Below are 21,345 nucleotides of genomic sequence, written 5' to 3'. Positions count from 1 at the left end.
TTACCGGTAAGGGCGGGGGTAGGGGCGCGGCGCCGGGCGCGGTACGACCGGGACGATCGCGGTCTTGGCGGTGCCCGCGACCAGTGAGCCGATCGCGATGCCGATCACGAAGTTCAGACCGGAGGTATACATCCGCACGCCGAGCGGAGCGTCGGTGACGAAAGGCGCCAGCATCCCGCAGATGGTGGCCAGCGCGACGACCCAGCCGAAAAAGCGCATCGGCCGTGGAGTGGTGAGCAGCAGAACATGAATGAGGCCGGTGGCGGCCAGCGCGGCCATGGCGGCACCGAGCGCGTACCAGCCGGTCGAGGCGTCACCCCAGACGCCCTCCCCCTTGGGCGCGAGGACCTCGATGCCGAACAGGCCGCGGCCCAGCAGGATGCCGGCGATCGCGATCAGGGCCGCGACGGCCGCGGTCGCCGCACCCCCGGCCCACAGCTTCCCGGCGTTCACGGTGGGGCTCGGCCGGGGGTCCCCGGGCGTGTTCATTCCGGACATGAGGTCCTCCTCGAGGGACACGGATTGCCGGCCCCGAGCGTCACCGTGACCGGGTGCCCCCCGCCTCATCCGGTGTGGATGAACAAGCCTCAGCAGCGCTCGCCCTTACGACCCGTGACCGGATGGATCCGCCGGGAAAGCCTCAACCGCCGGTGGGCCATGCCGATGCGAAGGTTGTCGTTTCCCTCGGCGGCGGGGGAGACGGTCCCGCCGGGCGTCGTCAGCGCCGCGGCGCCCAGGATCGGGGCGAGGTGATGGGTGTATGAGGGCCTCCCAGATGTCGCGGCGCACCTCGCCGGCGTCGGCGGTGCGGGTGTCGTGGGACGCCGCCGCGCGGATGGTGGCCCGGCTCCTCGGCGCGCCCATGGTCGCGATCGGTTCCGACGATCCGGACGGCGAGCGGCTCCTCGGTTCGTTCGGCCTGCCCCGCCCCGGACCCGTTCCACGGCTCGGCCGCCGGCCCGGGACGGTGTCGGTCGGTGATCTGCTCGCCGATCCGGATCTGGCCGCTCATCCGCTGGTCACCGAGCTCGGGGCGCGTTCGCTGGCGGCGGTCCCGGTGCCCGTGGGCCCGCAAAGCCCGGCGCGGTCGCTGACCGTGCTGGACACCGCGGCCCGGGCCTGGTCGGACGCCGATCTGACGACGCTGGACGAGGTGGCGGCGATGCTGGGCGCCGACGCGGGCCCGGAGTCCGCGCTGGCAGGGTTGTTCGGGCCGGTCGACGATCAGGCGATGGTGCCGGCGGCGCAGGCGCACGCGCAGCGCGGGTTCATCACGGCGCTGATGGACAGCCTGCAGGTCGGTGTCGTGGCGGTCGGCCTGGACCGGCGCCCGGTGCTGCTCAACCGGACCCTGCGCCGGTACTGCGACGTCGATGCGAGCCTGTCACCGGCGGCGGCGATGGCCGCGATCAACGAAAGACTTCACCACCTCGACGGTACGCACTACGCGCTGGAGGAGCTGGCCGTGATCCGTGCCCTGGAGGGGCGCAGTGTCCGTGACATGGAGGCGATCCTGCGCACGCCGGGCACCCCGGACCGGTTCGCGCTCACGAACGGCGAACCGATCCGCGGCGCGGCGGGTGAACTGCTGGGCGCGTTGTGCACGGTCCAGGACGTGACCGAGCGGCGTCGGCGGGAGCGGTTCCGCGACTGCGAGCTGGTGATCATGCACCTGCTCGCCGGCGCCGACGAACTCGACGACGTGGTGACACCGCTGCTGGCGGCAATCGGTGCGGCACTGGACTGGCCGCACGTGGCGTTGTTTCTGGTCGACGACGTGGCGGACGTGCTGCGGACGGCCGGTTACTGGAGCGCGCCGGGCGTGCACGTCGACGATCTTGTGCCGGAGCGGATCCCGCGCGGCGACGCCGGACCGGGCCTGGTGTGGACGTCGGGTCTGCCGCTGTGGATCCCGGACCTGACCGACGCGCGGTACACCGAGACCCCGGAGGCGTACGCGTTCGCGCACGCCGCCGCCGAGCGCGGTCTGCGGGCCAGTCTCACCGTGCCGGTCTGTGACGGCGACCAGGTGCTCGGTGTGCTGGCGACGCTGTGCGCGACCACCGAGTACGACGAGTTCCTGCTGACCGGCCTGCTCGACGGTGTCGCCGCGCAGCTCGGGCAGTTCCTCACCCGCCGACGCAGCCGGGAGCTGGCCATGCAACTACACCGCGCCCAGGACGACTTCCTGACCCTCGTCGGCCACGAGTTGCGTACCCCTCTCACCTCGATCATCAGTTATTCCACGCTGCTCACCGACGAGATCGACGACCCGGAACAGCAGCAGATGATCGGCGCGATCCGCCGTAACGTTGACCACCTGCAACGGATCATCGACGAGCTGCTGGAGCTGACCGCGCTGGAGTCGGGCCACCACCGGATCCGGCCGCGGCCCACCGACCTGTCCGCGGTGGTGAGGGCAGCCGTGGCGGCGCTGTCGCCGCCGGCCACGGTGACCGTGCGTACCGATCTGCCGCCCGCTCTGGACCTGGACGCCGACAGGGAGGGGCTGCGCCAGATCGTCGAGCAGCTGCTGTCCAACGCGGTGAAGTACAGCCCGGAGGGTGGTGACATCGTGATCACGGCATGTGGCGACGACCCGGCCGTGGCCGAACTGGCCGTCGCCGACGCGGGTATCGGCATCCCGGCCGCCGACCGCGAGCACCTGTACACGCGCTTCCACCGCGGCGCCAACGCACGGCACACCGCCATCCTCGGCAACGGGCTGGGACTGCCGCTGGTCCGCGGCCTGGTCGAGGCACACGGCGGCACGATCAGTCTGGATCCGGGGCACCGGCCGGGCACCCGGATCGTGGTCCGGCTGCCCCGGCGTCACCCGAGCTGACGAAAGTCGGCCGGGCGAGGTTAGCGGGACGCGTTTCCGGGCATCCCCTCTCGACCTGCAGTCAAGCAGCGGCTGCCGATCCGTCGACCGACGCGAGGAGCCCTGTCATGACCGCAGTAGCCGTTTCCCCCACCGCGGATCGCCGCACCGCCGAGGACACCGACCGGGCCGGTGAGCTGATCACCGCCCTGGCCACCCTTCCGGACGGGCACCCGGGCCGCGCCCGGCTGCGGGACCGTACGATCGAGGCGTGGATGCCGCTCGCCCGGCACCTGGCCAGCCGGTACGCCGGCCGCGGCGAGCCGGTCGACGACCTGCAGCAGGTCGCCGTCATGGGCCTGATCAAGGCGGTGGACCGGTTCGACGCCGAGCGTGGCATCGACTTCGCCGGCTTCGCCATCCCGACCATCGTCGGTGAGCTCAAGCGGCACTTCCGGGACCGTACCTGGTCGATCCGGGTTCCGCGCCGCCTGCAGGAACTGCGCCTGAGCATCACCGCGGCCAACCACGATCTGAGCCACAAGCTGGGCCGCTCCCCCACGGTCGCGGACATCGCGGCGCACCTCGGCATCACCGAGGAGGAGGTGCTGGAGGGCCTGGAGGGCGCCCGCGCCTACAACTCGACGAGCCTGTCCGCGCCCGCCGGAGCCGAGGGCACCACGACACTCGGTGACACCCTCGGCTGCGAGGACGACGGCTTCGCGCTGGCCGAGCTGCGGATCGCCCTGGGCCCGGCGCTGGCTACGCTGGACGAGCGCGAGCAGAAGATCATCAGCCTGCGCTTCTATGGAAACCTTACCCAGAGTGATATCGCCCAGCAGGTCGGCATCTCCCAGATGCACGTGTCCCGGCTGCTCACCAAGGCTCTGGCCAAGCTTCGGAACCGGCTCGACGACGCGGCCTGAGAGTGACGGGGCGTTACTCGCTCACCTCGGTGTAGCGCCCCCACTCCTCCTCCTGCTGCTGGTCCGACACGTCGACCACCACGGTCGGCAGCTCCTCCACGATCCGTTGCGCCAGCTCGGGCGACATGAAGTGGTGGCTCAGGTTGAGATGCAGCAGGTGGGTGAGGGGCTGTCCGGTCAGCAGCGCCTCGCCCCCGGTGTCGCCCAGGGCGCCCATCGACAGGTCGAGCACCTGGAGACGGGCCACCACCGGAGCCGCGGCCACGGCGGCCGCGATGTCGTCGGCGATCTCGGCGTTACGCAGCGCGAGGCGGCTCAGCGACGGCAGCGAGCGGCCGGACAGGATCGGGGCCAGGTCGTCGACCGTCGCGTCGCCGCCGTACTGGTCGACACCGAGCCACAGCTCGAGGTCCACCAGAGCCGGCAGGTCGCTGGCCGCGACCGCGCGTACGACCGATGCGGGGAGACCGCCGGATTGCAGAACCAGCTCGCGAAGGTTCTCGTGCCGCGCCGGTTTGAGCTCGAGGCCGTCCGCGCCACGGATCCAGAGGGTCGTCAGCGCCGGGAAGGTCTCCAGGATCGGCGTGATGTCGTCCTGCTTGATCCAGGAGATCTCGCACTGCTCCCCCGTCATCTCACCGAGGAACAGCGCGCGCAGATTGCCCAGCCGATGGGCGTTTCCGGTCAGCACCTCCATCGGGAACGGCGACGCGTGCGGCTCGCCCCAGTCCTGGACGATCAGCGCGACCGGCCCACCCGGCCCGGTCTTGGCGAGCAGTTCCTCGAAGACCGCCGGGATCGCCTGCGATCCGTAGTCGCTGGAGATGCTCCAGGCGACCGTCTCGGGATCGTCGGGGTTCGCCTCGTCCCAGCGCACCACGGGCAGACCGGCGAACGTGTCCACGAAGTCGTAGACGCCCAACAGACCTCCTCAGTCGTAGAGACCTACATCCTGGCATCAAGTCTCACGACGGGAGTGCCCTTATGGGGCGGTGCCGCCGCCCATCATCGCGGCAGATCTCGTGAGGTTCGGCCGTCATCTCCACCCGAAACTCACGAGATCTGCCGTCAGGACGGCGAAGCCGCGACGCCGTCGGTCAGGACGCGGACAGGACGTCGACGACGAAGCGCAGCGCGCCGGCCGGGCGGCCACCGGCCGGGTTGTCGCCGTAGGCCTGTTCGGACGGGATGTCGAGCTGGACCCGGCTGCCGACCTTCACACCGAGCAGGCCCTTGTCCCAGCCCTGGATCACCTTCCCGGCGCCGATCGCGAAGCTGAACGGCTCCGAACGGTCCCAGGACGAGTCGAACTCCTTGCCGTCGGCGTAGGTGACACCGGCGTAGTGCACGCTGATCGTCTGGCCCGGCTGGACGGCCGCGCCGGTGCCCTCGACGAGGGTCGTCGTCTTCAGCTCGGTGACCGTCCCGGTCCCGGCGGTCACGACCGGCTTGGTGGCCGGAGCCTGGCCGGTGCCCGCCGGCTCGGAGGGCGAGTCGCCGGCCCACAGGAAAAGGCCGATCACCAGTGCCAGCACGGCGGCCGCCGCGCCGCCGACGGTCAGCGCCTGGCGGCGCTTGCGCATCGTCCGGGCCCGGGCCTTCGTGGCCTTGGCCTCGGCCCGCCTGTCGGCCTTGGACTTGAGCGGCTGTCCGGCCGTGTTCCCGCGGGACGGAGTGGCTGCGGCACGTTTGGTGGCCGCGCTGCCGCGGCCCGGTGAGGAATCGAGCACGGTCCGACAATACGACACCCGGCTGTGGTCAGGTGCCGGCGTGGATGCGCCGGGCGATCTCGGGGGCGAGCGGGCACGGGCGTTGCGGTGAACGCCGCGTTCCAGGCGGCGGCGCTGCCGTGCACGGCGGGCTCGGGAGCGGTGAGGACGGCCTTCGACAGCGCCCGCTCCCAGCCGGCGCGCGTCATCCTGACCGCCAGGACGCGTTCCTGGCCGGGCTTGCGGGCCCAGTTGCTGCGATGCATCAGCCACAGCAGCGTCGCGGTGACGAACCGATTTCCGGCGGCCGCTGCCGGGCGGCCGCCGGAAGCCGGGGTCAGGCGTGCTTGACGGTCAGGGCGTAGAACTTGACCTTCGCTCCGTTGGTGGTGCTCTCCGAGGACGACTGGTTGTAGGAGCCGGCCTTGAAGTACTGGCGGTACGGGTTGAAGGCCGACGGGATCGTGTACGTGGTCCTCGTACCGTTGACGGTGAGGTTGATCTTGCTGCCGTTGACGTTGATGACGTAGGTCCACTTCGTGCCGACGGCCACGTTGCCGACCTTGTGCAGCGTCTGACCGCTGGCGTCGGGCGAGTTCTGGGTGCCGAAGAAGATATCGCCGTTCGGGCGGTAGTACAGCTCGGCGAGCGGCTTGGTGGACGGACCGCCGGTGCCGAGCTTCACCTGACCGACGGCGACGTTCTTGGTCACCGACACGATCCGCAGCTGGGCGCTGAGAGTGTGGTTGCCGGCCAGCGTCCAGTTCGCGGCGCTGCCGTTGGCGTTCATCTCGCGCAGCTCGGAACGGGCGTACTTGGAGTTCGGCGTGGTGACGCCCTTCTCCGGCGCCCAGAACGTCATCGAGCCATCGTTGGAGTCGGTCCAGAAGAACGAAGGGTTCGTGTAGCCGGCCTTGAGCTGGCCGGGCGAGATGGTGTCGGGGCTGCCGGGCGAGCCGGTGGGCAGCTGCAACGACCACACCGAGAGGTCGAAGTTGCCGCCGGGCGGCAGGCTGGGATCGAGCGTCGCGGCCGAGGCGTTGCCGATGCCGACGGCGCCGAGCGCGCCTACGGCGGTGGTGGACAGGGCAACGGCGAACAGGGTGCGCCTTCGCATGGGGATGACCTCATTACCGTGCGGGGGGAATTGTAAGACTAGTTAAGAAAAGCAGCCCATCGATCGACCATCAAGAATCCCCCGGTTCCGGAATCCTTAAATAACCTTAAGAGCGACACGGGGAGGCGCCATGACCGTCAACGCACTGCGCGTCGGGATCGTCGGGGCCGGCATCGGCGGGCTCACCCTGGCGCACGCGCTCCAGCGGCGCGGGATCGGCGTCACCGTGTTCGAGCGGGACAGCGGGCCGCAGGCCACCGCCGGCTACCGGCTGCACCTGCCCGCCACGGCGTTCACCGCCCTCGCCGAGGTGCTGCCGGCTGCCTCGGTACGTGCACTGCGCGAGTGCGGGGCGGGCAACGACAGCTTCCGGCAGTTCGCCGTCCTCGACCACCGGGGCCGGGTTCGGCTGCGAATTCCGATCGAGCACGCCGGAGAGGCCCTCCTGATCGGCCGGCGGCCACTGCGGGCCGTGCTCGCCCGAGGTCTCGGGGACGTCATCCGCTGGAACACGACGGTGAGCGGCTGGACGGCGTCGCCGGACGGGGTCGAGCTGGCCGACGGCAGCCGGTTCGACCTGCTGGTGGCTGCGGACGGCACCGGTTCACGCGCCGCGCGGCGGCTGCTGGGCCGGTCGACGGCACGGCGCTCCGGGTTCATCGGCATCGCCGGCCGCTCACCGCTCCCGCAGCGCATCCCCGCCGATCTGCGCCGCGGTCTCGCGTTCATGGTGGGGCCCGGCGGTGTGGGCGCGTTCCTCAGTCTGCACGGTGAGCACGGGCGCGATCCGGCGGCCGAGCATCCCTACGTGGTCTGGTCGGTCTCGGCCCGCCTCGACGACCCCGACGCCGACCTCGCCGGACAGGCTCACCGCCTCACCGCGCGCTGGAGCGACGACTTCCACACGCTCATCGACCGCTCGGAGCCGGGCAGTGTGGCGGCGTTCCCCTTCCACTTCCCGGCCGCGCTGGGGCCCTGGGCCAGCGGCCCGGTCACTCTCCTCGGCGACGCCGTCCACCCGATGCCGCCGACCGCGGGGGCCGGGGCGGGCACCGCCATTCTGGACGCGGCGTACCTCGCCGAGGACCTGGGCACACGTCCGGTGCGGGAAGCGCTGGCGGCGTACCGGACGAGGTTGCTGACCTATGCCCCGGCGGCGGTCGACGAGGCGCGGCCGGCGCTGCTCTGGCAGCGGCGGCTGGAGAATCCGATGTTGTACGCCCTCGCCGTGCGGCTGGCACTGCCGGCGGTGGACGCCGGTCTCCGTCTGGTCAGAAGGGGACGGCCGTGGTGAGGAGACCGGAGGCCTGACCCCTGCCGGACACGACACGGCAGAACTCCAAAGCGTCCAGGCCGACCTCCTCGCCGCCGGAGCCCCAGGCGCCACCCGCCGGGCCGGTGAGGTGCAGGGTGCAGTCCCGGCCGTGGCGCCGGATCCACTCCCGCACCACGTCGGCGACGAGGACACCGTCATGGTCGGCGGTGGGCCGCGGGTCGAGGCCGGTGGCGGCACAGATGTCGAGGCGGTGCATGAACGGATCGCGGGTCAGGATCACGTCGATGAGGTAGCCGAACGTCCAGCGCTCCAGACGGCCGCCGATCAGCTGGGCCTCGGGCATGGTCCGGTCGCGGACGACACCGGGGACACGGCCGCGGAACCGGACCGCCCTCGGTGCCAGCTCACGCCACAGCCGGACGAGCTCGCCGGTGGTCAGGGCGGCGTTGCGCTCGACCTGGAGCGCGGTCAGGTGGTCGATCGAGACGGTCGACCGGGCCTTGCGCGCGCGGAGCATCGACGTCGACATCTGCCCGATCAGCTGCGGCAGGCCGCTCACCATCTGCACCATGCCGAGCATGTGGCCGGCGGTGTCGCGGACGGTCCAGCCGGTGTTGGCGGTCGGTGCCGCCCACTGCCCGGGTGTCAGTCCGGACAACAGGTCGGCGCAGAGGCGGTACTCGGTGGCGGCCAGGCGCATCGCCGGCTCGCGGTCGATGGACGGGCGCCACGGGTCGGTGGTCATGGCCGGGTCTCCTCATCGGTGATGCCGACGTTGTCGGCGAACATGTCGATGGCCCGGTCGAGCAGCCGGGACCAGCGGTCACCGCCCGGGTCGTTGGCGAGCTGGGCGTCGACCATCCCGGAGACGAGGCCCGTGAACAGGGCGATCTCGTCGGGGCCGCCGGCGCCGTGGCGGGTCATGCGGGCGACGAAGTCCTCCATCACGGCCACGGACGGGGCGTACGCCTCCGTGCTCGGGGTGAAATCGGGCAGGGTGCGCAGGTTCATCAGCTGGTGCCGGGCCGGGAATTCGACGGCGAAGTCGAAGAACACGCGGGCGTAGAAGCGCATGGCGGCCCGGCTGGTGTCCGGCTCGTCGGCAGCGGCCGCCTGCGAGTGCTCGTGGTACCGCGTCCAGGCGTCACCGAACATCGCGTCGTAGATGGCGTTCTTGGAGGCGAAGTGGCTGTAGAGCGACGGTGCCCGCATACCGACCAGCTCGGCGACGTCGCGCAGGGTCACCTGGGCCAGGCCCTTCTCCCGGGCGAGGCGCCAGGCGGCGTCGATGATCTCCCGCCGTGTTGCCGTACGGCGTTCGGCTTTCCTATCGCGGGTAGTTTTGCCTAACACGATTAGGAGTGTCGCCCCCGTCACCCGGCGGCGTCAAGCAGCTCCACCAACGGGTTAGCCTGCCCTTATGTTCGACCACTTTCTCATGTCGGTTGTCGTCGTCCCGCCCGTGCTGGTGGTGCTGGTGCGACTGCTCGCGGACCGCCTGTCGCCACAGGTCGCGGCGCCGGTGATGGCCTGGTCGGCGGCCGGGGCGGCGGTGGCGAGCCTGGTCAACCTCGTGGTGTTCGCGCTGAAGGCGGTGGCCGAGATCCCCGCGGTCGGGAGCCTCTTCGGCTGGTCGTCGCGGATCGTGGTCGACGACACGGCCCGGTTCCCGTGGGTGTCGTGGCTGAGCGTGGTGCTGCTGGCGGCGGCCTCGGCCTCGATGACCGTGACGTGGCGCCGGCAGCGGCGGCTGCTGGCCCTGGCCGGAGCCGGCTCGGGACTCGGAGCGGTGGTGATGGTGCCCGACACGGCGGCGCACGCGTTCGCCGTACCCGGAAAGCCCGGTCATGTGGTGGTGACCACCGGAATGCGGGAGGCGCTGTCGGACGAGCAGTTCGCCGCACTGCTCGCGCACGAGCAGGCGCATCTCGACGCCCGGCACCACCGCTTGATCCTGGTCAGCGAGCTGGCGGCGGCCTCCCATCCGGCACTGTGGTGGGTCACGCGGCACGTCGACTACCTGGTGGAACGGGCCGCCGACGAGCGTGCGGCGACGACGGTGGGATCGCGGCGGACCGTGGCGCAGGCGATCGGGGCCGCGGCGCTGGCCGCGACGGCACGCCCGTCCCTGAACGCCGGACTGCACGCGGCGTCGCCGGGCGGGGTGGTACCGCGGCGGGTGGCGAGCCTGCTGAAGCCGCGCGGCTGGGCTGCCGCGCCGATCCTGGCCGTGGCGCCGCTGGGGCTGGCGATCTTCTCGCTGGCGTGGACCGTGGAGGCGGCCTGGGATCTGGGCGAGCTGATCGTGGCGGCACTGCCCTGAGGCGGGATTTGACTTCTACAACGGAATAAAAGAAGGTTGGCCTTACCAGCACTTAGGTATGGCTAACCTCGGGAGTCGCGATGACCGCCATCTTCCTGATCGGTCTGCGCGAAGGCCTGGAGATCACCCTGGTGGTGTCCATCCTGGTCGCCTTCCTGGTCAAAACCGGACGCACGCACCTGCTGCGCCACGTCTGGGCGGGCGTCGCCGTCGCCGCCGCCATCTCGATCGGCTTCGCCGCCTTGCTCCAGGCCGGCGCGGCCCGCCTCACCTTCACCCAGCAGGAACTCTTCGAGGCGATCGCGTCCTTCGTGGCCGTCGCCTTCGTCACCTGGATGATCTTCTGGATGCGGCGGATGGCCCGCCGGATCGGTGCCGAGCTGCGCGGACGTCTCGAGGAAGCGATCACCCTCGGCCCGGTCGCGGTCGTGTCGGTCGCCTTCCTCGCGGTCATCCGGGAGGGCCTGGAGACCTCGATCCTGTTCTACGCCGCCGCGCAGGGCGCCTCCGACAGCGTGCGCCCACTCCTCGGCGTCTCGCTCGGCCTGGCCACCGCGGTCGCGCTCGGCTGGCTGCTCTACGTCAGCGCGGTACGGATCAACCTGTCCCGCTTCTTCACCTGGACCGGCGCGCTGCTCGTCCTCGTCGCGGCCGGGATCGCCAAGTACGGCGTGCACGACCTGCAGGAGGCCGGCGCCCTGCCCGGCCTCAACGACCTGGCCTTCGACGTCAGCGGCGCGGTCCCGCCCGAGACGTGGTACGCCGAACTGCTGCGCGGCATGGTCAACTTCACGCCCGCCCCGACGGTCCTGGAGACCGTGGTGTGGTTCGCCTACGGCATCCCGGTTCTCGTCCTCTTCCTCTGGCCGGCCCGTACGCCGGTCCCCTCGCCCACCCCGGCCTCCTAGGAGAACCATGCGCACCACCGCCCGTCTCATCGCCACCACCGGCGCCACCGCGCTGCTGATCGCCGGATGCGGCGACGATGCCACGAAGACCGCCGCGGCCGGCGACGGCAGGATCACCGTGGCCGCCTCCGACACCTCCTGCGAGGTGGCGAAGGCCGAGTCCGCCGCCGGCACGGTCACGTTCACCGTCGCCAACAAGGGCGCCAAGGTCACCGAGTTCTACGTGTACGCGGCCGGCGACCGGGTGATGGGCGAGGTCGAGAACATCGCGCCCGGCCTGTCCCGCGAGCTGATCGTCGAGCTGGCCGCCGGGCAGTACGAGACCGCCTGCAAGCCCGGCATGATCGGCAAGGGCATCCGTAACGGGTTCGTGGTCACCGGCTCGAGCGCGCCGCTCACCGAGGACGCCAAGCTGGCCCAGGCGACCGCCGACTACCAGCGGTACGTGAAGAGCCAGACCGGCGCGCTGATCGAGAAGACGACCGAGTTCGTCGACGCCGTGAAGAAGGGCGACAAGGAGAAGGCGAAGGCGCTGTTCCCGGTGTCGCGCACCTACTGGGAGCGGATCGAGCCGGTTGCGGAGATCTTCGGCGACCTCGACCCGGCGATCGACGGCCGCGAGGACGGTCTCGAGCCCGGCCAGGAGTTCACCGGCTACCACCGGATCGAGAAGGACCTCTGGCAGACCGGCGACATCAGCAAGTCCGGCCCGATCGCCGACAAGCTGCTCGTCGACGTGCAGAAGATCGTCGACCTGGCCAACAGCACCCCGCTGTCTCCGCTGCAGCTGGCCAACGGCGCCAAGGAACTGCTCGACGAGGTCGCCACCGGCAAGATCACCGGTGAGGAGGACCGCTACTCGCACACCGACCTGTGGGACTTCAACGCCAACGTCGAGGGCTCCAAGGCCGCCATCGCGGCGCTGCGCCCGGCTCTGGAGGAGAAGGACCCGGCGCTGGTCAAGACCCTCGACGAGAAGTTCGCGGCGGTCACCGCCTCGCTCGAGAAGCACCGCGCCGGCGACGGCTGGAAGCTGCACAACGAGTTGACCCAGGCCGACCTCAAGCAGCTCAGCGACGACATCAACGCTCTCGCCGAGCCGATCAGCAAGGTCGCCGGGCTCGTCGCCGGCAAGTGACGGCACGCTTACCCGTACCGCAGAAAGGTTTTGATCGTGAAGCGGCGCAGGATGATCGGGCTCGCCGGAGCGGGCGTCGCCGGGATCGCCGCCACCGGTGGCGCCCTGGCACTCACCTCGGGAAAGAACCCGGAACCGAAGCCGGTCGCCGGGATCGGTGACGCCGTGCCGTTCTACGGCGCGCGGCAGGCCGGGATCATCACCCCGGCCCAGGATCGCCTGCACTTCGTCGCCTTCGACGTGATCACCGGCAAGAAGGCGGAGCTGCTCGCCATGCTGGAAGCCTGGACCGCCGCCGCCGCGCGGATGACCGCCGGCCTCGACGCCGGCACCATCGGCGCGGTCGGCGGCATCCCGGAGGCCCCGCCTGACGACACCGGCGAGGCCATCGGGCTGCCCGCCTCCGGGCTCACGCTGACCATCGGCTTCGGGCCGGGGCTGTTCCGCGACGCCGGCGGCAAGGACCGGTTCGGCATCGCCGACCGCAAGCCGCAAGCCCTCGCCGACCTGCCGCACTTCCCCGGCGACGCCATCGACCCGAGGATCTCCGGCGGCGACATCTGCATCCAGGCGTGCGCCCACGACCCGCAGGTCGCCGTCCACGCGGTCCGCAACCTGGCCCGGATCGGCATGGGCGTGGTGAGCGTACGGTGGTCGCAGCTCGGCTTCGGCCGGACGTCGTCGACGTCGGTCAGCCAGGACACCCCGCGCAACCTGTTCGGCTTCAAGGACGGCACCGCCAACCTGAAGGCCGAGGAGACCGCCCTGCTCGACGACCACCTGTGGGTCAAGCCCGGCGACGGCCCGGAGTGGATGGCCGGCGGTTCCTACCTCGTCAGCCGCAAGATCCGGATGATCGTCGAGACGTGGGACCGCACCTCGCTCGTCGAGCAGGAGACGATCGTCGGCCGCACCAAGGGCACCGGCGCGCCACTCACCGGCAAGGCCGAGTTCGACGAACCCGACTTCGCGGCCGTCGACGGGGAGGGCGAGCCCGTCATCGCCCTCGAAGCACACGTGCGCCTGGCCCACCACAGCCAGAACTCCGGAGCGCGGATGCTGCGGCGCGGCTACAACTACGTCGACGGTTCCGACGGCCTCGGACGTCTCGACGCGGGGCTGTTCTTCATCTCCTACCAGCGCGATCCGCACCGGCAGTTCGTGCCGGTGCAGACGGCGCTGGCCCGCAAGGACGTCATGAACGAGTACATCCGGCACGTGTCCAGCGGCCTTTTCGCCTGCCCGCCGGGGCTCGTGGCCGCCGACGACCACTGGGGCCGGGCGCTGCTCAGCTGACCCTTCCCCGTCCTGATCGCTAGAGTCGCGTTGTGAACAATCCGTCGAGCAGACGCAAGCCGGGGCAGCTGGAGACCGAGATAGTCACGGTCCTCGCCACCGCGTCCGCCCCGATGACGCCCGGTGAGGTCCGCCATGCCCTCTGCCCGCACGGCAGCCTGTCCTACAGCACGGTCGTGACCACGCTGACCAGGCTCCACGAGAAGGGCCAGGTGGCCCGGCACCGCGACGGGCGGGCCTTCCGGTACGGCGCTCTCTCCGACCCGGCCGGGCTCGTCGCCGACCGGATGACCCGTCTCATGGCGGTCGAGCCCGATCGGGCGTCGGTGCTGCGCCGCTTCGTCAGCACTCTCGACGAGGACGACGAGCGACTGCTGCGCGAGTTGCTCAACGCTTCTGAGGAGCCGTGATCGAGCTGCCCACGCCCTGGGCCGCGGTCGACGCCGACGTCCTGGAGCGTAACCTGGCCGCCATGGCCGACGGCATCGCGGCCCGCGGGCTGGCGCTGCGGCCGCACGCCAAGACCCACAAGTGCGTCGAAATCGCCCGCCGGCAGATCGAACTCGGCGCGTCCGGCCTGACGGTCGCCACCGTGCGCGAGGCCGAGGTCCTCGTCGGCGGCGGCATCGACGACCTGTTCATCGCCTATCCGGTCTGGCCGTCGTCGTGGCAGGCGCCGCGGCTACGGGCGCTCGCGGAGCGGGTGGCGCTGCGGGTCGGCGTCGACTCCGTGGAGGGTGCCGAGGCGCTGGGGCGGGCGGTTCCGGGGCTCGAGGTGCTGGTGGAGGTCGACAGCGGGCACCATCGCAGCGGTGTCGAGCCGGCTGACGCCGGCGAGATCGCGGCCGCTGCGGATCGGTCCGGGTTGCGTGTTGCCGGCGTCTTCACATTCCCGGGACATGCGTACGGTCCGAGCCGTCAGCAACGGGCCAACGGTGACGAGGTCAGAGCCCTGGACGCGGCGGCCTCCTCGGTGGCGGCCGCCGGGCTCGACGCCGGGGTTCGCAGCGGCGGGTCCACGCCCACGGCCGGATGCCCGGATCGTCGCGCTGTCCGAGCATCACGCCACCGTCGAGATGCCCCCGGACGTCGCACTCCCCCGGCTCGGCGACCCGCTGCGGATTGTCCCGAACCACGCCTGCGCCGTCGTCAACCTGGCCGACGAGCTGATCGTCGTCGCGGACGGGCGGCAGGTGGACCGCTGGGTGGTCGCCGCCCGCGGCGCCAACACCTGACCGTGCGCATCACGTCTTCGGGTCGACATCCTGCGGGGGAAACGTCCGAAGCAATTCACGGGCGTCGTCATGACGGCCGAGGCCCTTCAGGTCGTCGGCGAGGTTGACCACTGACCGGCGAGTCTCCGGATGCTTGTCACCGAGCACTCGCCGCCGGCGGAGCAGGGTGTCCTCATCCAGCTTCCGCGCCCGATCGAACTCTTCCAGCTGGCGCAGGTCCACCGCGAGGTTGTTGGCAGACGCCAGCGTGCTGGGGTGGTCGTCGCCGAGTACCCGTCGTTTGCGGTCCAGGGCCTCCTCGTCCAGCAGACGAGCAGCCTCGAACTCGCCCAATTGACGCAGATTGATGGCAAGGTTGGTGACCGAGATCAGCGTCGCAGGATGATCGTCACCGAACAGTCGGCGCTCGCGTGCCAGGGTGTCCTCGTTCAGCTCCCGCGCCTTCTCGAACTCACCCAGCCGGCTCAGAGCAACGGCGAGACTGGTGGCCGAGACAAGCGTGGCGGCGTGATCATTGCCGAACAGCCTCTGCTTGCGCGCCAGGGTGTCCTCGTCCAACTCCCGCGCCTTCTCGAACTCGCCCAGCTCATAGAGATCGGCGGCAACGCTACTGGCCGAGTCGAGGGTATGGGGATGGTCGTAGCCGCGCAGACGACGCTCGCGATGAAGGCTGTCCTCATCGAGGTCGTATGCCTTCTGGTAGTGGCCGAGCACTCGGTAGATGGCGGCGAGGGTGTGGGCTATGGCAAGGGTGGTGTCGACATCGCGCCCGTGATGAAGGCTCCAAGCTCGGTACAGGTGCTCGGCCAGCGGTAGGGCCGTGCTCAGATCTCCGCGAGCCATCAGATGCCATACCGCGCTGCAGGTGGTGGCGCGGAGATCAGCGTTGCCCGTGGCGCCGGGATCGGCAGCCAGGATGTGCGGCAGCAACTCACTCCAGCGAGGCCACCACTGCGGGTGGGTGCCGTCATCCGGTTTCGCAGCCGCCAGCAGGTTCTCGACAATGACCTGATGACGCGCCTGATCCGGGTCGGTGTCACGGAGAACGGCCTGGACCAGCCGATGAAGTGTCGGACCGGAATCGCTGACACGAGCCAGCCCATGCCGGGCGAGTTGTGCCATGGTCCGGCGGAACGCCACCGGCTTGCCGGCGACCGTCTTCAAAGGGGTGGGCAGCAGGTCGGGCCGGGCGGTGAACAGATCAGCCGGGATCGGCTCGGGTCCGAGTCGTGCGCAGAGATAAAGCACCTGTCCTGCCGCCGGGTGAGTGCTGCTGAGGCGATCGGCGGTCAGGGTGACCGTGGCGGCCAGCGACAACGGATATCCGGCCGGTGGGTCTCCCTCATCCATGAGCTCTGCCGCGTGAACCGCGAGATCAGTCAAGTAATCGGACACCGACATCCGGGTTTCGGCAAGCAGGCCCATGGCCTGGGCCACTGCCAGCGGCAGGTCACCGAGTGCGTGAGCGAGCCCGTCGGCATCGGATTCGCCCAGGTGCGGCAGGCTGGTGCCGAGCAGGGCAAGGGATTCAGCTCGGGTGAACACGTCCACATCGACGACACTCGCGATCCCGGCCCAGGCCGGACTGCGGCTGGTGATCAGCAGGTGTCCGGATCCGTCAGGAAGCCATGGGGCAAGGCGGTCCCGGTCCTCGGCATTGTCGAAGATCAGTAGCCACCGGCCGGTCCGGCGCAGATGGCTGTGAAGGGCCCGCACCGATTCCGGAGTGGAGGTGCCGACCGGAACCAGGCACAGATCCAGGTCCTGGGCGAGTGCGGCGAGATGTTCGCCGATGAGTTCCGGCTTCTCGGAGGGAACCCACCAGACGAGGTCGTACTCACCGGCGAACCGGTGGGCGTACTCCAGCGCCAACTGCGTCTTGCCCACGCCACCGCTACCGTGCAGCGCCTGCACTGCTACACGATGCCCGGTGGACAGCGTGTCGTGCAGGCGGTTGAGCATGTCGTCACGACCAGTGAAGTCCGGGTTTCTCCGGGCCAGGTTCCACACTGACGGCAGGGAGCCAGGGGGCCGGGGTCCGTCGATGCTCGCCGCCACACGCCCAGGAAACGTCGGGGGAACAGCCGACCGCACCCCACCCGGGGCCGCGACCTGCCGCACCGCCTCCAACAGGAGCGCCACCGCCTGGTCGGGCGGTAGGTCGAACAATGACGGCACGAAGATCGGTGCCCACAGGCCGTCGGACAGGTCGACGTCGTCCAACCGTAGCGGGATCAGCTTCGCCTTCGGGTCCCGGCGGCGCTGGGCGAACCGGGCCGTCCACTCGTCCATGGTGAACCGGTCCATGCCCAGATAGGCGGTCGACAGCAGCACCAGCAGCGGATTGTCGCGGTGCAGCGCCCGGTGCAGCGCCTCGACGACGTTGGTGCCCGGCGCCCAGTCAACCGTGTCCAGCTCGGTCGGGTAACCGGCACTCTCCAGATGCCAGCGCGCCCACTCGGCCCATGCGCGATCCCGACCGGTGTGTGAGATGAAGATGCGGTCCGGCACGCCGTCCACACTGCACCAGAACCGTCCCGGAAGACGACCTCCGAACGGGTATTCAGGCGGTCGCCGCAGCCCGACAGCCGTATCCCCGATATCTCATCGCTTCGCTACGGCCGGCGGGCTTGTCTCTCAGGCGATGGCGGTGGCTCGCTCGCGGGCCTTGGTGATCAGGTCGCGGACCAGAGGCTCGGAACCGTCCATGTTCTCCCAGCCCAGGTCGGCCACCACCACGATCGCGTCGCCGACCCGGGAGACGGCCGCGTAGTGGTTGACGGTCGCCGGCTCCTCGTCGGCATAGCTGAAACGCTGACCGATCCGTACCACCGTGGTCTCCGCCGTCGCCTCGACGACGTCCCACTTGTGCTCGCCCTTGCCCAGGCCGCCGGGACAGCGCTTCAGCGCCGCCGAGATGTCGCCGATCTGCTCGGCGGCGCCGCCGGGCGTGTGCCGGCCGACGAACTGCACGACCACGGACGGCGTGCTGCCCTCCTGCTCACCGGGCACGACGTACCGCTTGGCGACCGCGTCGGTGCGTGTGCCGTCGCTCGGATAGCGGTCGCCGCCGCACGGGCGCAGCGGCCGGACGTGCGCGAACTCACCCTCCTCCACTGTTTCGGGCTTCGCGTCGCGTACGTCGGCGGGCTGCAGCAACGCCGCGGCCGGGATGCCCTCAGCCGGGGCGCTCACGGCCGGGGCGCCCTCGACGGGGGCGCTCGACGACGCGCTGACCGGGGTCACGGTCGAACCTTCGGCGGCGCACGCGGTCAGGGTGGCGGCCAGCAGGCCGGCGGTCGTTACCGTACGGATCGATGTGGTTCGCATCCTTCTGTCCTTGCCCCGGCGGGCGGCTCTCCACACCGGATGCCACCCTGAAGCGGTGACCGATTCTGAACCCACCCTGGCGGACGTCCGCCGTGCGATCGACGAGATCGACACCGAGATCGTCTCCCTCCTGGCCCGGCGCGAGGTCCAGGTCCGGCGGGCCGCCACCCTCAAAACCGATGAGGATGGAGTACGGGCACCCGCGCGCGTCGAACAGGTCGTTGCGAAGGTGCGGGCGCTCGCGGCCGAGTCCGGTGCCTCACCCGAGGTGGTGGAACGCGTCTACCGGGCGATGATCGGCGCCTTCATCGACCTGGAGCTCGCCGAGCACCGAGGGACGACCGGCGGGTAACCGGTTCGGGCGCGACGGCCGTCACATTCACACTATTTCGGCTTTTATCAGCATTTCTCGCCGATAGTTTTGGCGTCGGATAGCCATCGCCGAGAGAAAGCCGCCGTGTTGTTGCAGACGTTCGTCCAGTCCACCAGTCCGTTCACCGTCGTCGCCGCCGGCCTGTCGCTCTGCGCGGTTGCCGCCGTGCTGCTGAGCCGTAAGGTCCGGCCCGTCGCCGAGACGACCTGCCGGGCCGTGCTCGCCCGCCTGCGGCCGCACGTCCCGGCAAGACTGTGGCGGCTGGCCCGGCGCTGCCGTGACCGGATCGACCCGCCCACCGCCCGCTCGGTGCTGGTGACCGGTGTGGCCGCCGGGATCGCCTGGTCCGCCGCCGAGACGCTGCATCTGGTCGGGCCGGTCACCGCGGCGATCTCGGCGACGCTGTCGGTGCAGATGAGCTCGCACGCCTCGGTCCGTGAGGGCGCGAAACGCCTGGTCGGCACGCTCGCCGGGATCGGCGTCGCGGTCGGGGTGTGGGGCGTGTTCGGGGCCAGCGAGTGGACGATCGCCGTGATCGCCGGGTGCGGTCTCGCTCTCGGCCGGCTGCTGCGCCTGGGCGACAGTTCCGCCACCGTGCCGCTGACGTCGCTGGGCATCCTGGTCGGCGGCACCGTGGTCACCGAGACGTTCGTGTGGCAGCGGGTCGCGGCGACGGTCCTCGGCATCGTGGTCGGGGTGATCCTGTCACCGCTGGTCGGCGGGATGACGCCGATCGAGCAGGCCCGGCACCGGCTGGCCCACCTGTCGAGCGAGATCGCCGCCCTCCTCGACCGGCTCGCCGCCGGGGTCCGCGAAGGATACGACCGGGAGCAGGCCGCACAGTGGCTGGCCCGGTCCCGGGAACTCGACGAGGACGTGGAGGACGCCGTCGCCGCGGTCGACGAGCTGTCCCGGCAGGCCCGGTGGTCGCTGACCACGCCGGTCGCCCGGGTCACACCGCTGGACCAGACGCTACGGGCCCTCGAACACGGGGTGCAGCAGGTCAACTCGGTGGCCCGGACGATGTTCGACGCGGCGGCGACACCCGGCGCGGCCGGGGTGCCGGGCCAGATCGGGCCGGTCCTCGCCACCGCGTCCGACGCCTTCGCGGTGCACGCGACCCTGGTCGCCGACCGGCGCGCCGACGCCACCCACGACACCGGCAACCTGCACGACCTGCTCGACGGGTTGCGCGAGGAGCGGCGGCGCACGCTGCGCAAGGTGCGCACCGAGCTCGACGACACCGGCGTACTGGTGCTGACCGGCTCGATCATCACCGACATCGACCGGATGGCCGGCTCGCTGGAACGCTCCGCGCCGGCCCTGACGGTCGGTGTACGCGAGCCGGGCCCCGGCATCCCGGCGGTCTCCGAGGTCCTTCCCGCGGTCCGCCTGATCTGGGAGAAGGCCCGAGCAGGCCGCTGACCCCGCCGCCCTCCCCGCCCTCGCCCGCCCGCGGTCGCCGCGACCCGCGCCGCCCCGCAATCTTGCGCACTTGCGGTCAGCATCGCGGCACAACCTCACAAGATCGCGAAGAAGGAAGGCGCTGACATCGCGCGGAACGAACCTCGCCTCCCCCGACGTTGCGCGCTCGCTGTCGCCGCGAGCCGCGCCCCCGGCAATCTCGCGTACTCGCGGTCAGCATCGCGGCACAACCTCACAAGATCTGTGAAGAGGGAAGCGGGAGGCGTCGCGGAGAGAGCACACCGCCCGCGATGTTGCACGCTTGCGGTCGGCGGGACGGCACAACCTCACAAGATCGCGAAGAGGGTGGCCGGAGGCGTCGCGTGGAGCGAACCTCGCCTCCTGCGGTCCTCCGCACTTGCGGTCTGTGCACTTGCGGTCGCCGGGAACCCTGCCGCCCGCGATCTTGCGCACTTGCGGTCGCCGGGACGGCACAACCTCACTAGATCGCGGAGGGGAATCGCGCCGCCCGCGATCTAGTGAGGTTGCGGCCAGCCTGACGGCAGAACCTCACAAGATCTGTGAAGAAGGAGACGGGAGGCGTTGCGGAAGGGAGCGGGGGCGTTGCGGGTGGGGGTCAGGGCTTGCGGGCTACGGCGGTCCAGATGTTGATGTCGGCGCGGCTCGGGATCTCGGCTCCCTCGTCGGGGCGCCACTCGCTGGCGGGGACCACACCGGGCTCGATGAGTTCGAGGCCCTCGAAGAGGGCGGCGAACTCGTCGCGCGGGCGGGTCCAGACGTCGGAGCGGCCCGTCTCGACGAGCTGGCGGTAGAGCGCCTGCTGCTCGGGCGTGCCGAAGTCCGAGGTGGCGTGGGTGGCGACCAGGTAGCTGCCGGACGGGAGGGCGTCGAGCAGGCGGCGGACGATCGGCTGGGCGGCGCCGTCGCCGTGGATGAAGTGCAGGACGGCGATCAGCATGAGGCCGACCGGCTGCTTCAGGTCGAGGGTCTCGTGCAGGACCGGGTTGGCGAGGATCGCCTCGGGGTCGTTGAGGTCGGCCTCGATGTACGCGGTACGGCCTTCGGGGCTGCTGTTGAGCAGGGCACGGGCGTGGACCATGACGAGCGGATCGTTGTCGACGTAGACGATCCGGCTCTCGGGGGCGTGCCGCTGGGCCACCTCGTGGGTGTTGTCGGCGGTGGGCAGCCCGGTGCCGATGTCGAGGAACTGCCGGATCCCGGCCTCCTCCGCGAGGAAGCGGGTGGCGCGCTGCAGCAGGGCACGGTTGGCGAGCGCGCCCAGCCGTACCGCCGGGAAATGTCTTTGAAGTTCGTCGCCGGAGGCGCGGTCGGCGGCGAAGTTGTCCTTGCCGCCGAGCCAGTAGTTGTACCGACGGGCGGGGTGCGGCTGGGTCGGGTCGATACCCCGGGCGGCTGCGCTCGCTTGATCCACGCCGCTATCTAACACCTCCCGGTTCGTTGCGCG

The 21,345-nt window shown here is 70.7% G+C and carries 20 protein-coding genes and 2 pseudogenes; 12 read left to right on the top strand and 10 right to left on the bottom strand.

What is annotated here, in order from left to right; all coding sequences use genetic code 11:
* The gene (locus tag CLV67_RS24075; protein WP_106322123.1) at positions 1–498 is read right to left on the bottom strand and encodes a DUF6069 family protein; all 498 of its coding nucleotides are present in this window, start codon (positions 496–498) and stop codon (positions 1–3) included.
* 262 nt (positions 499–760) lie between these two features.
* Between CLV67_RS24075 and CLV67_RS24070 the strand changes: the two genes are divergently transcribed.
* Both CLV67_RS24070 and CLV67_RS24065 read left to right on the top strand, forming a co-directional pair.
* Positions 761–2,845 (top strand): sensor histidine kinase, encoded by a 2,085-nt coding sequence (locus tag CLV67_RS24070; protein ID WP_106322121.1) that lies wholly within the window; start codon positions 761–763, stop codon positions 2,843–2,845.
* 107 nt (positions 2,846–2,952) lie between these two features.
* The gene (locus tag CLV67_RS24065) at positions 2,953–3,750 is read left to right on the top strand and encodes a SigB/SigF/SigG family RNA polymerase sigma factor (protein ID WP_106322119.1); all 798 of its coding nucleotides are present in this window, start codon (positions 2,953–2,955) and stop codon (positions 3,748–3,750) included.
* Between the two features lie 13 nt (positions 3,751–3,763).
* Here CLV67_RS24065 and CLV67_RS24060 read toward each other — a convergent pair whose 3' ends face one another.
* The 4 genes and pseudogenes from CLV67_RS24060 to CLV67_RS24045 all read right to left on the bottom strand — a co-directional run bounded on the left by CLV67_RS24060 (position 3,764) and on the right by CLV67_RS24045 (position 6,576).
* The gene (locus CLV67_RS24060) at positions 3,764–4,672 is read right to left on the bottom strand and encodes an STM4015 family protein (RefSeq protein ID WP_106322117.1); all 909 of its coding nucleotides are present in this window, start codon (positions 4,670–4,672) and stop codon (positions 3,764–3,766) included.
* 175 nt (positions 4,673–4,847) lie between these two features.
* Positions 4,848–5,480 (bottom strand): FKBP-type peptidyl-prolyl cis-trans isomerase, encoded by a 633-nt coding sequence (locus CLV67_RS24055; RefSeq protein ID WP_106322115.1) that lies wholly within the window; start codon positions 5,478–5,480, stop codon positions 4,848–4,850.
* 86 nt (positions 5,481–5,566) lie between these two features.
* Positions 5,567–5,734 (bottom strand): annotated as a pseudogene (locus tag CLV67_RS24050) (DUF4291 family protein); the annotation flags it as partial.
* A 62-nt stretch (positions 5,735–5,796) separates the two neighbouring features.
* Positions 5,797–6,576 carry a polysaccharide lyase family 7 protein gene (locus CLV67_RS24045; protein WP_106322113.1) on the bottom strand — a complete coding sequence of 260 codons (780 nt, stop codon included), beginning with the start codon at positions 6,574–6,576 and terminating at the stop codon, positions 5,797–5,799.
* 130 nt (positions 6,577–6,706) lie between these two features.
* On the opposite strand from CLV67_RS24045, the gene CLV67_RS24040 reads away from it, so the two are divergent.
* The gene (locus CLV67_RS24040; RefSeq protein ID WP_106322111.1) at positions 6,707–7,870 is read left to right on the top strand and encodes an FAD-dependent oxidoreductase; all 1,164 of its coding nucleotides are present in this window, start codon (positions 6,707–6,709) and stop codon (positions 7,868–7,870) included.
* Here the strand turns inward: CLV67_RS24040 and CLV67_RS24035 are convergent.
* Together CLV67_RS24035 and CLV67_RS24030 are read right to left on the bottom strand one after the other, a co-directional pair.
* On the bottom strand, positions 7,848–8,597 hold the full coding sequence (locus CLV67_RS24035) for a maleylpyruvate isomerase family mycothiol-dependent enzyme (protein WP_106322109.1): 750 nt from the start codon (positions 8,595–8,597) through the stop codon (positions 7,848–7,850). The genes CLV67_RS24040 and CLV67_RS24035 overlap by 23 nt on opposite strands.
* Positions 8,594–9,205, bottom strand: a complete 612-nt coding sequence (locus tag CLV67_RS24030; RefSeq protein WP_170153970.1) for a TetR/AcrR family transcriptional regulator — start codon at positions 9,203–9,205, stop codon at positions 8,594–8,596. Before CLV67_RS24030 ends, CLV67_RS24035 begins: the two co-directional genes overlap by 4 nt.
* Positions 9,206–9,272: 67 nt before the next feature.
* On the opposite strand from CLV67_RS24030, the gene CLV67_RS24025 reads away from it, so the two are divergent.
* The 7 genes and pseudogenes from CLV67_RS24025 (at position 9,273) to CLV67_RS53515 (ending at position 14,752) form a co-directional block, all read left to right on the top strand.
* On the top strand, positions 9,273–10,175 hold the full coding sequence (locus CLV67_RS24025; RefSeq protein WP_106322105.1) for a M56 family metallopeptidase: 903 nt from the start codon (positions 9,273–9,275) through the stop codon (positions 10,173–10,175).
* Positions 10,176–10,255: 80 nt separating this feature from the next.
* The gene (gene efeU, locus CLV67_RS24020) at positions 10,256–11,083 is read left to right on the top strand and encodes an iron uptake transporter permease EfeU (RefSeq protein WP_106322103.1); all 828 of its coding nucleotides are present in this window, start codon (positions 10,256–10,258) and stop codon (positions 11,081–11,083) included.
* Positions 11,084–11,090: 7 nt separating this feature from the next.
* Positions 11,091–12,221 carry an iron uptake system protein EfeO gene (efeO, locus tag CLV67_RS24015; protein WP_106322101.1) on the top strand — a complete coding sequence of 377 codons (1,131 nt, stop codon included), beginning with the start codon at positions 11,091–11,093 and terminating at the stop codon, positions 12,219–12,221.
* Positions 12,222–12,257: 36 nt separating this feature from the next.
* Positions 12,258–13,517: an iron uptake transporter deferrochelatase/peroxidase subunit gene (efeB, locus tag CLV67_RS24010; protein WP_275414908.1), complete on the top strand. Its 1,260-nt coding sequence runs from the start codon at positions 12,258–12,260 to the stop codon at positions 13,515–13,517.
* Positions 13,518–13,549: 32 nt separating this feature from the next.
* Positions 13,550–13,927 carry a BlaI/MecI/CopY family transcriptional regulator gene (locus CLV67_RS24005; RefSeq protein ID WP_106322097.1) on the top strand — a complete coding sequence of 126 codons (378 nt, stop codon included), beginning with the start codon at positions 13,550–13,552 and terminating at the stop codon, positions 13,925–13,927.
* A 62-nt stretch (positions 13,928–13,989) separates the two neighbouring features.
* Positions 13,990–14,487: pseudogene (locus CLV67_RS54775) on the top strand (alanine racemase); the annotation flags it as partial.
* Positions 14,417–14,752, top strand: a complete 336-nt coding sequence (locus CLV67_RS53515) for a hypothetical protein (RefSeq protein ID WP_239166334.1) — start codon at positions 14,417–14,419, stop codon at positions 14,750–14,752. The pseudogene CLV67_RS54775 and the gene CLV67_RS53515, both read left to right, overlap by 71 nt.
* Positions 14,753–14,761: 9 nt before the next feature.
* On the opposite strand, the gene fxsT is transcribed toward CLV67_RS53515, so the two are convergent.
* Together fxsT and CLV67_RS23990 are read right to left on the bottom strand one after the other, a co-directional pair.
* Positions 14,762–17,272, bottom strand: coding sequence for an FxSxx-COOH system tetratricopeptide repeat protein (fxsT, locus tag CLV67_RS23995; protein ID WP_106322095.1), 2,511 nt, complete (start codon positions 17,270–17,272; stop codon positions 14,762–14,764).
* Between the two features lie 117 nt (positions 17,273–17,389).
* Positions 17,390–18,082, bottom strand: a complete 693-nt coding sequence (locus CLV67_RS23990) for a hypothetical protein (protein WP_203737119.1) — start codon at positions 18,080–18,082, stop codon at positions 17,390–17,392.
* Positions 18,083–18,137: 55 nt separating this feature from the next.
* On the opposite strand from CLV67_RS23990, the gene CLV67_RS52735 reads away from it, so the two are divergent.
* Positions 18,138–18,434, top strand: a complete 297-nt coding sequence (locus CLV67_RS52735) for a chorismate mutase (RefSeq protein WP_203737120.1) — start codon at positions 18,138–18,140, stop codon at positions 18,432–18,434.
* Positions 18,435–18,539: 105 nt separating this feature from the next.
* Complete coding sequence (locus CLV67_RS23980) at positions 18,540–19,880, top strand: FUSC family protein (protein ID WP_239166335.1); 1,341 nt, start codon at positions 18,540–18,542, stop codon at positions 19,878–19,880.
* Between the two features lie 616 nt (positions 19,881–20,496).
* Here CLV67_RS23980 and CLV67_RS23975 read toward each other — a convergent pair.
* On the bottom strand, positions 20,497–21,312 hold the full coding sequence (locus CLV67_RS23975) for an SAM-dependent methyltransferase (RefSeq protein ID WP_239166336.1): 816 nt from the start codon (positions 21,310–21,312) through the stop codon (positions 20,497–20,499).
* Positions 21,313–21,345 lie beyond the last annotated feature (33 nt).

It is taken from the genome of Actinoplanes italicus, assembly GCF_003001815.1.
In the GTDB taxonomy this organism is placed as follows: Bacteria; Actinomycetota; Actinomycetes; order Mycobacteriales; family Micromonosporaceae; genus Actinoplanes; species Actinoplanes italicus.
The sequence above is the reverse complement of the archived record's forward strand: the minus strand, read 5'-3'. Positions and strand labels throughout refer to the sequence as shown.

Excerpts from the sequence above, each read along its gene's own strand:
- CLV67_RS24075 (WP_106322123.1), bottom strand. The coding sequence starts at position 498 with ATGTCCGGAATGAACACGCCCGGGGACCCCCGGCCGAGCCCCACCGTG.
- CLV67_RS24070 (WP_106322121.1), top strand. The coding sequence starts at position 761 with ATGAGGGCCTCCCAGATGTCGCGGCGCACCTCGCCGGCGTCGGCGGTG.
- CLV67_RS24065 (WP_106322119.1), top strand. The coding sequence starts at position 2,953 with ATGACCGCAGTAGCCGTTTCCCCCACCGCGGATCGCCGCACCGCCGAG.
- CLV67_RS24045 (WP_106322113.1), bottom strand. The coding sequence starts at position 6,576 with ATGCGAAGGCGCACCCTGTTCGCCGTTGCCCTGTCCACCACCGCCGTA.
- CLV67_RS24040 (WP_106322111.1), top strand. The coding sequence starts at position 6,707 with ATGACCGTCAACGCACTGCGCGTCGGGATCGTCGGGGCCGGCATCGGC.
- CLV67_RS24035 (WP_106322109.1), bottom strand. The coding sequence starts at position 8,597 with ATGACCACCGACCCGTGGCGCCCGTCCATCGACCGCGAGCCGGCGATG.
- CLV67_RS24025 (WP_106322105.1), top strand. The coding sequence starts at position 9,273 with ATGTTCGACCACTTTCTCATGTCGGTTGTCGTCGTCCCGCCCGTGCTG.
- efeU (WP_106322103.1), top strand. The coding sequence starts at position 10,256 with ATGACCGCCATCTTCCTGATCGGTCTGCGCGAAGGCCTGGAGATCACC.
- efeO (WP_106322101.1), top strand. The coding sequence starts at position 11,091 with ATGCGCACCACCGCCCGTCTCATCGCCACCACCGGCGCCACCGCGCTG.
- CLV67_RS53515 (WP_239166334.1), top strand. The coding sequence starts at position 14,417 with ATGCGTACGGTCCGAGCCGTCAGCAACGGGCCAACGGTGACGAGGTCA.
- CLV67_RS23990 (WP_203737119.1), bottom strand. The coding sequence starts at position 18,082 with ATGCGAACCACATCGATCCGTACGGTAACGACCGCCGGCCTGCTGGCC.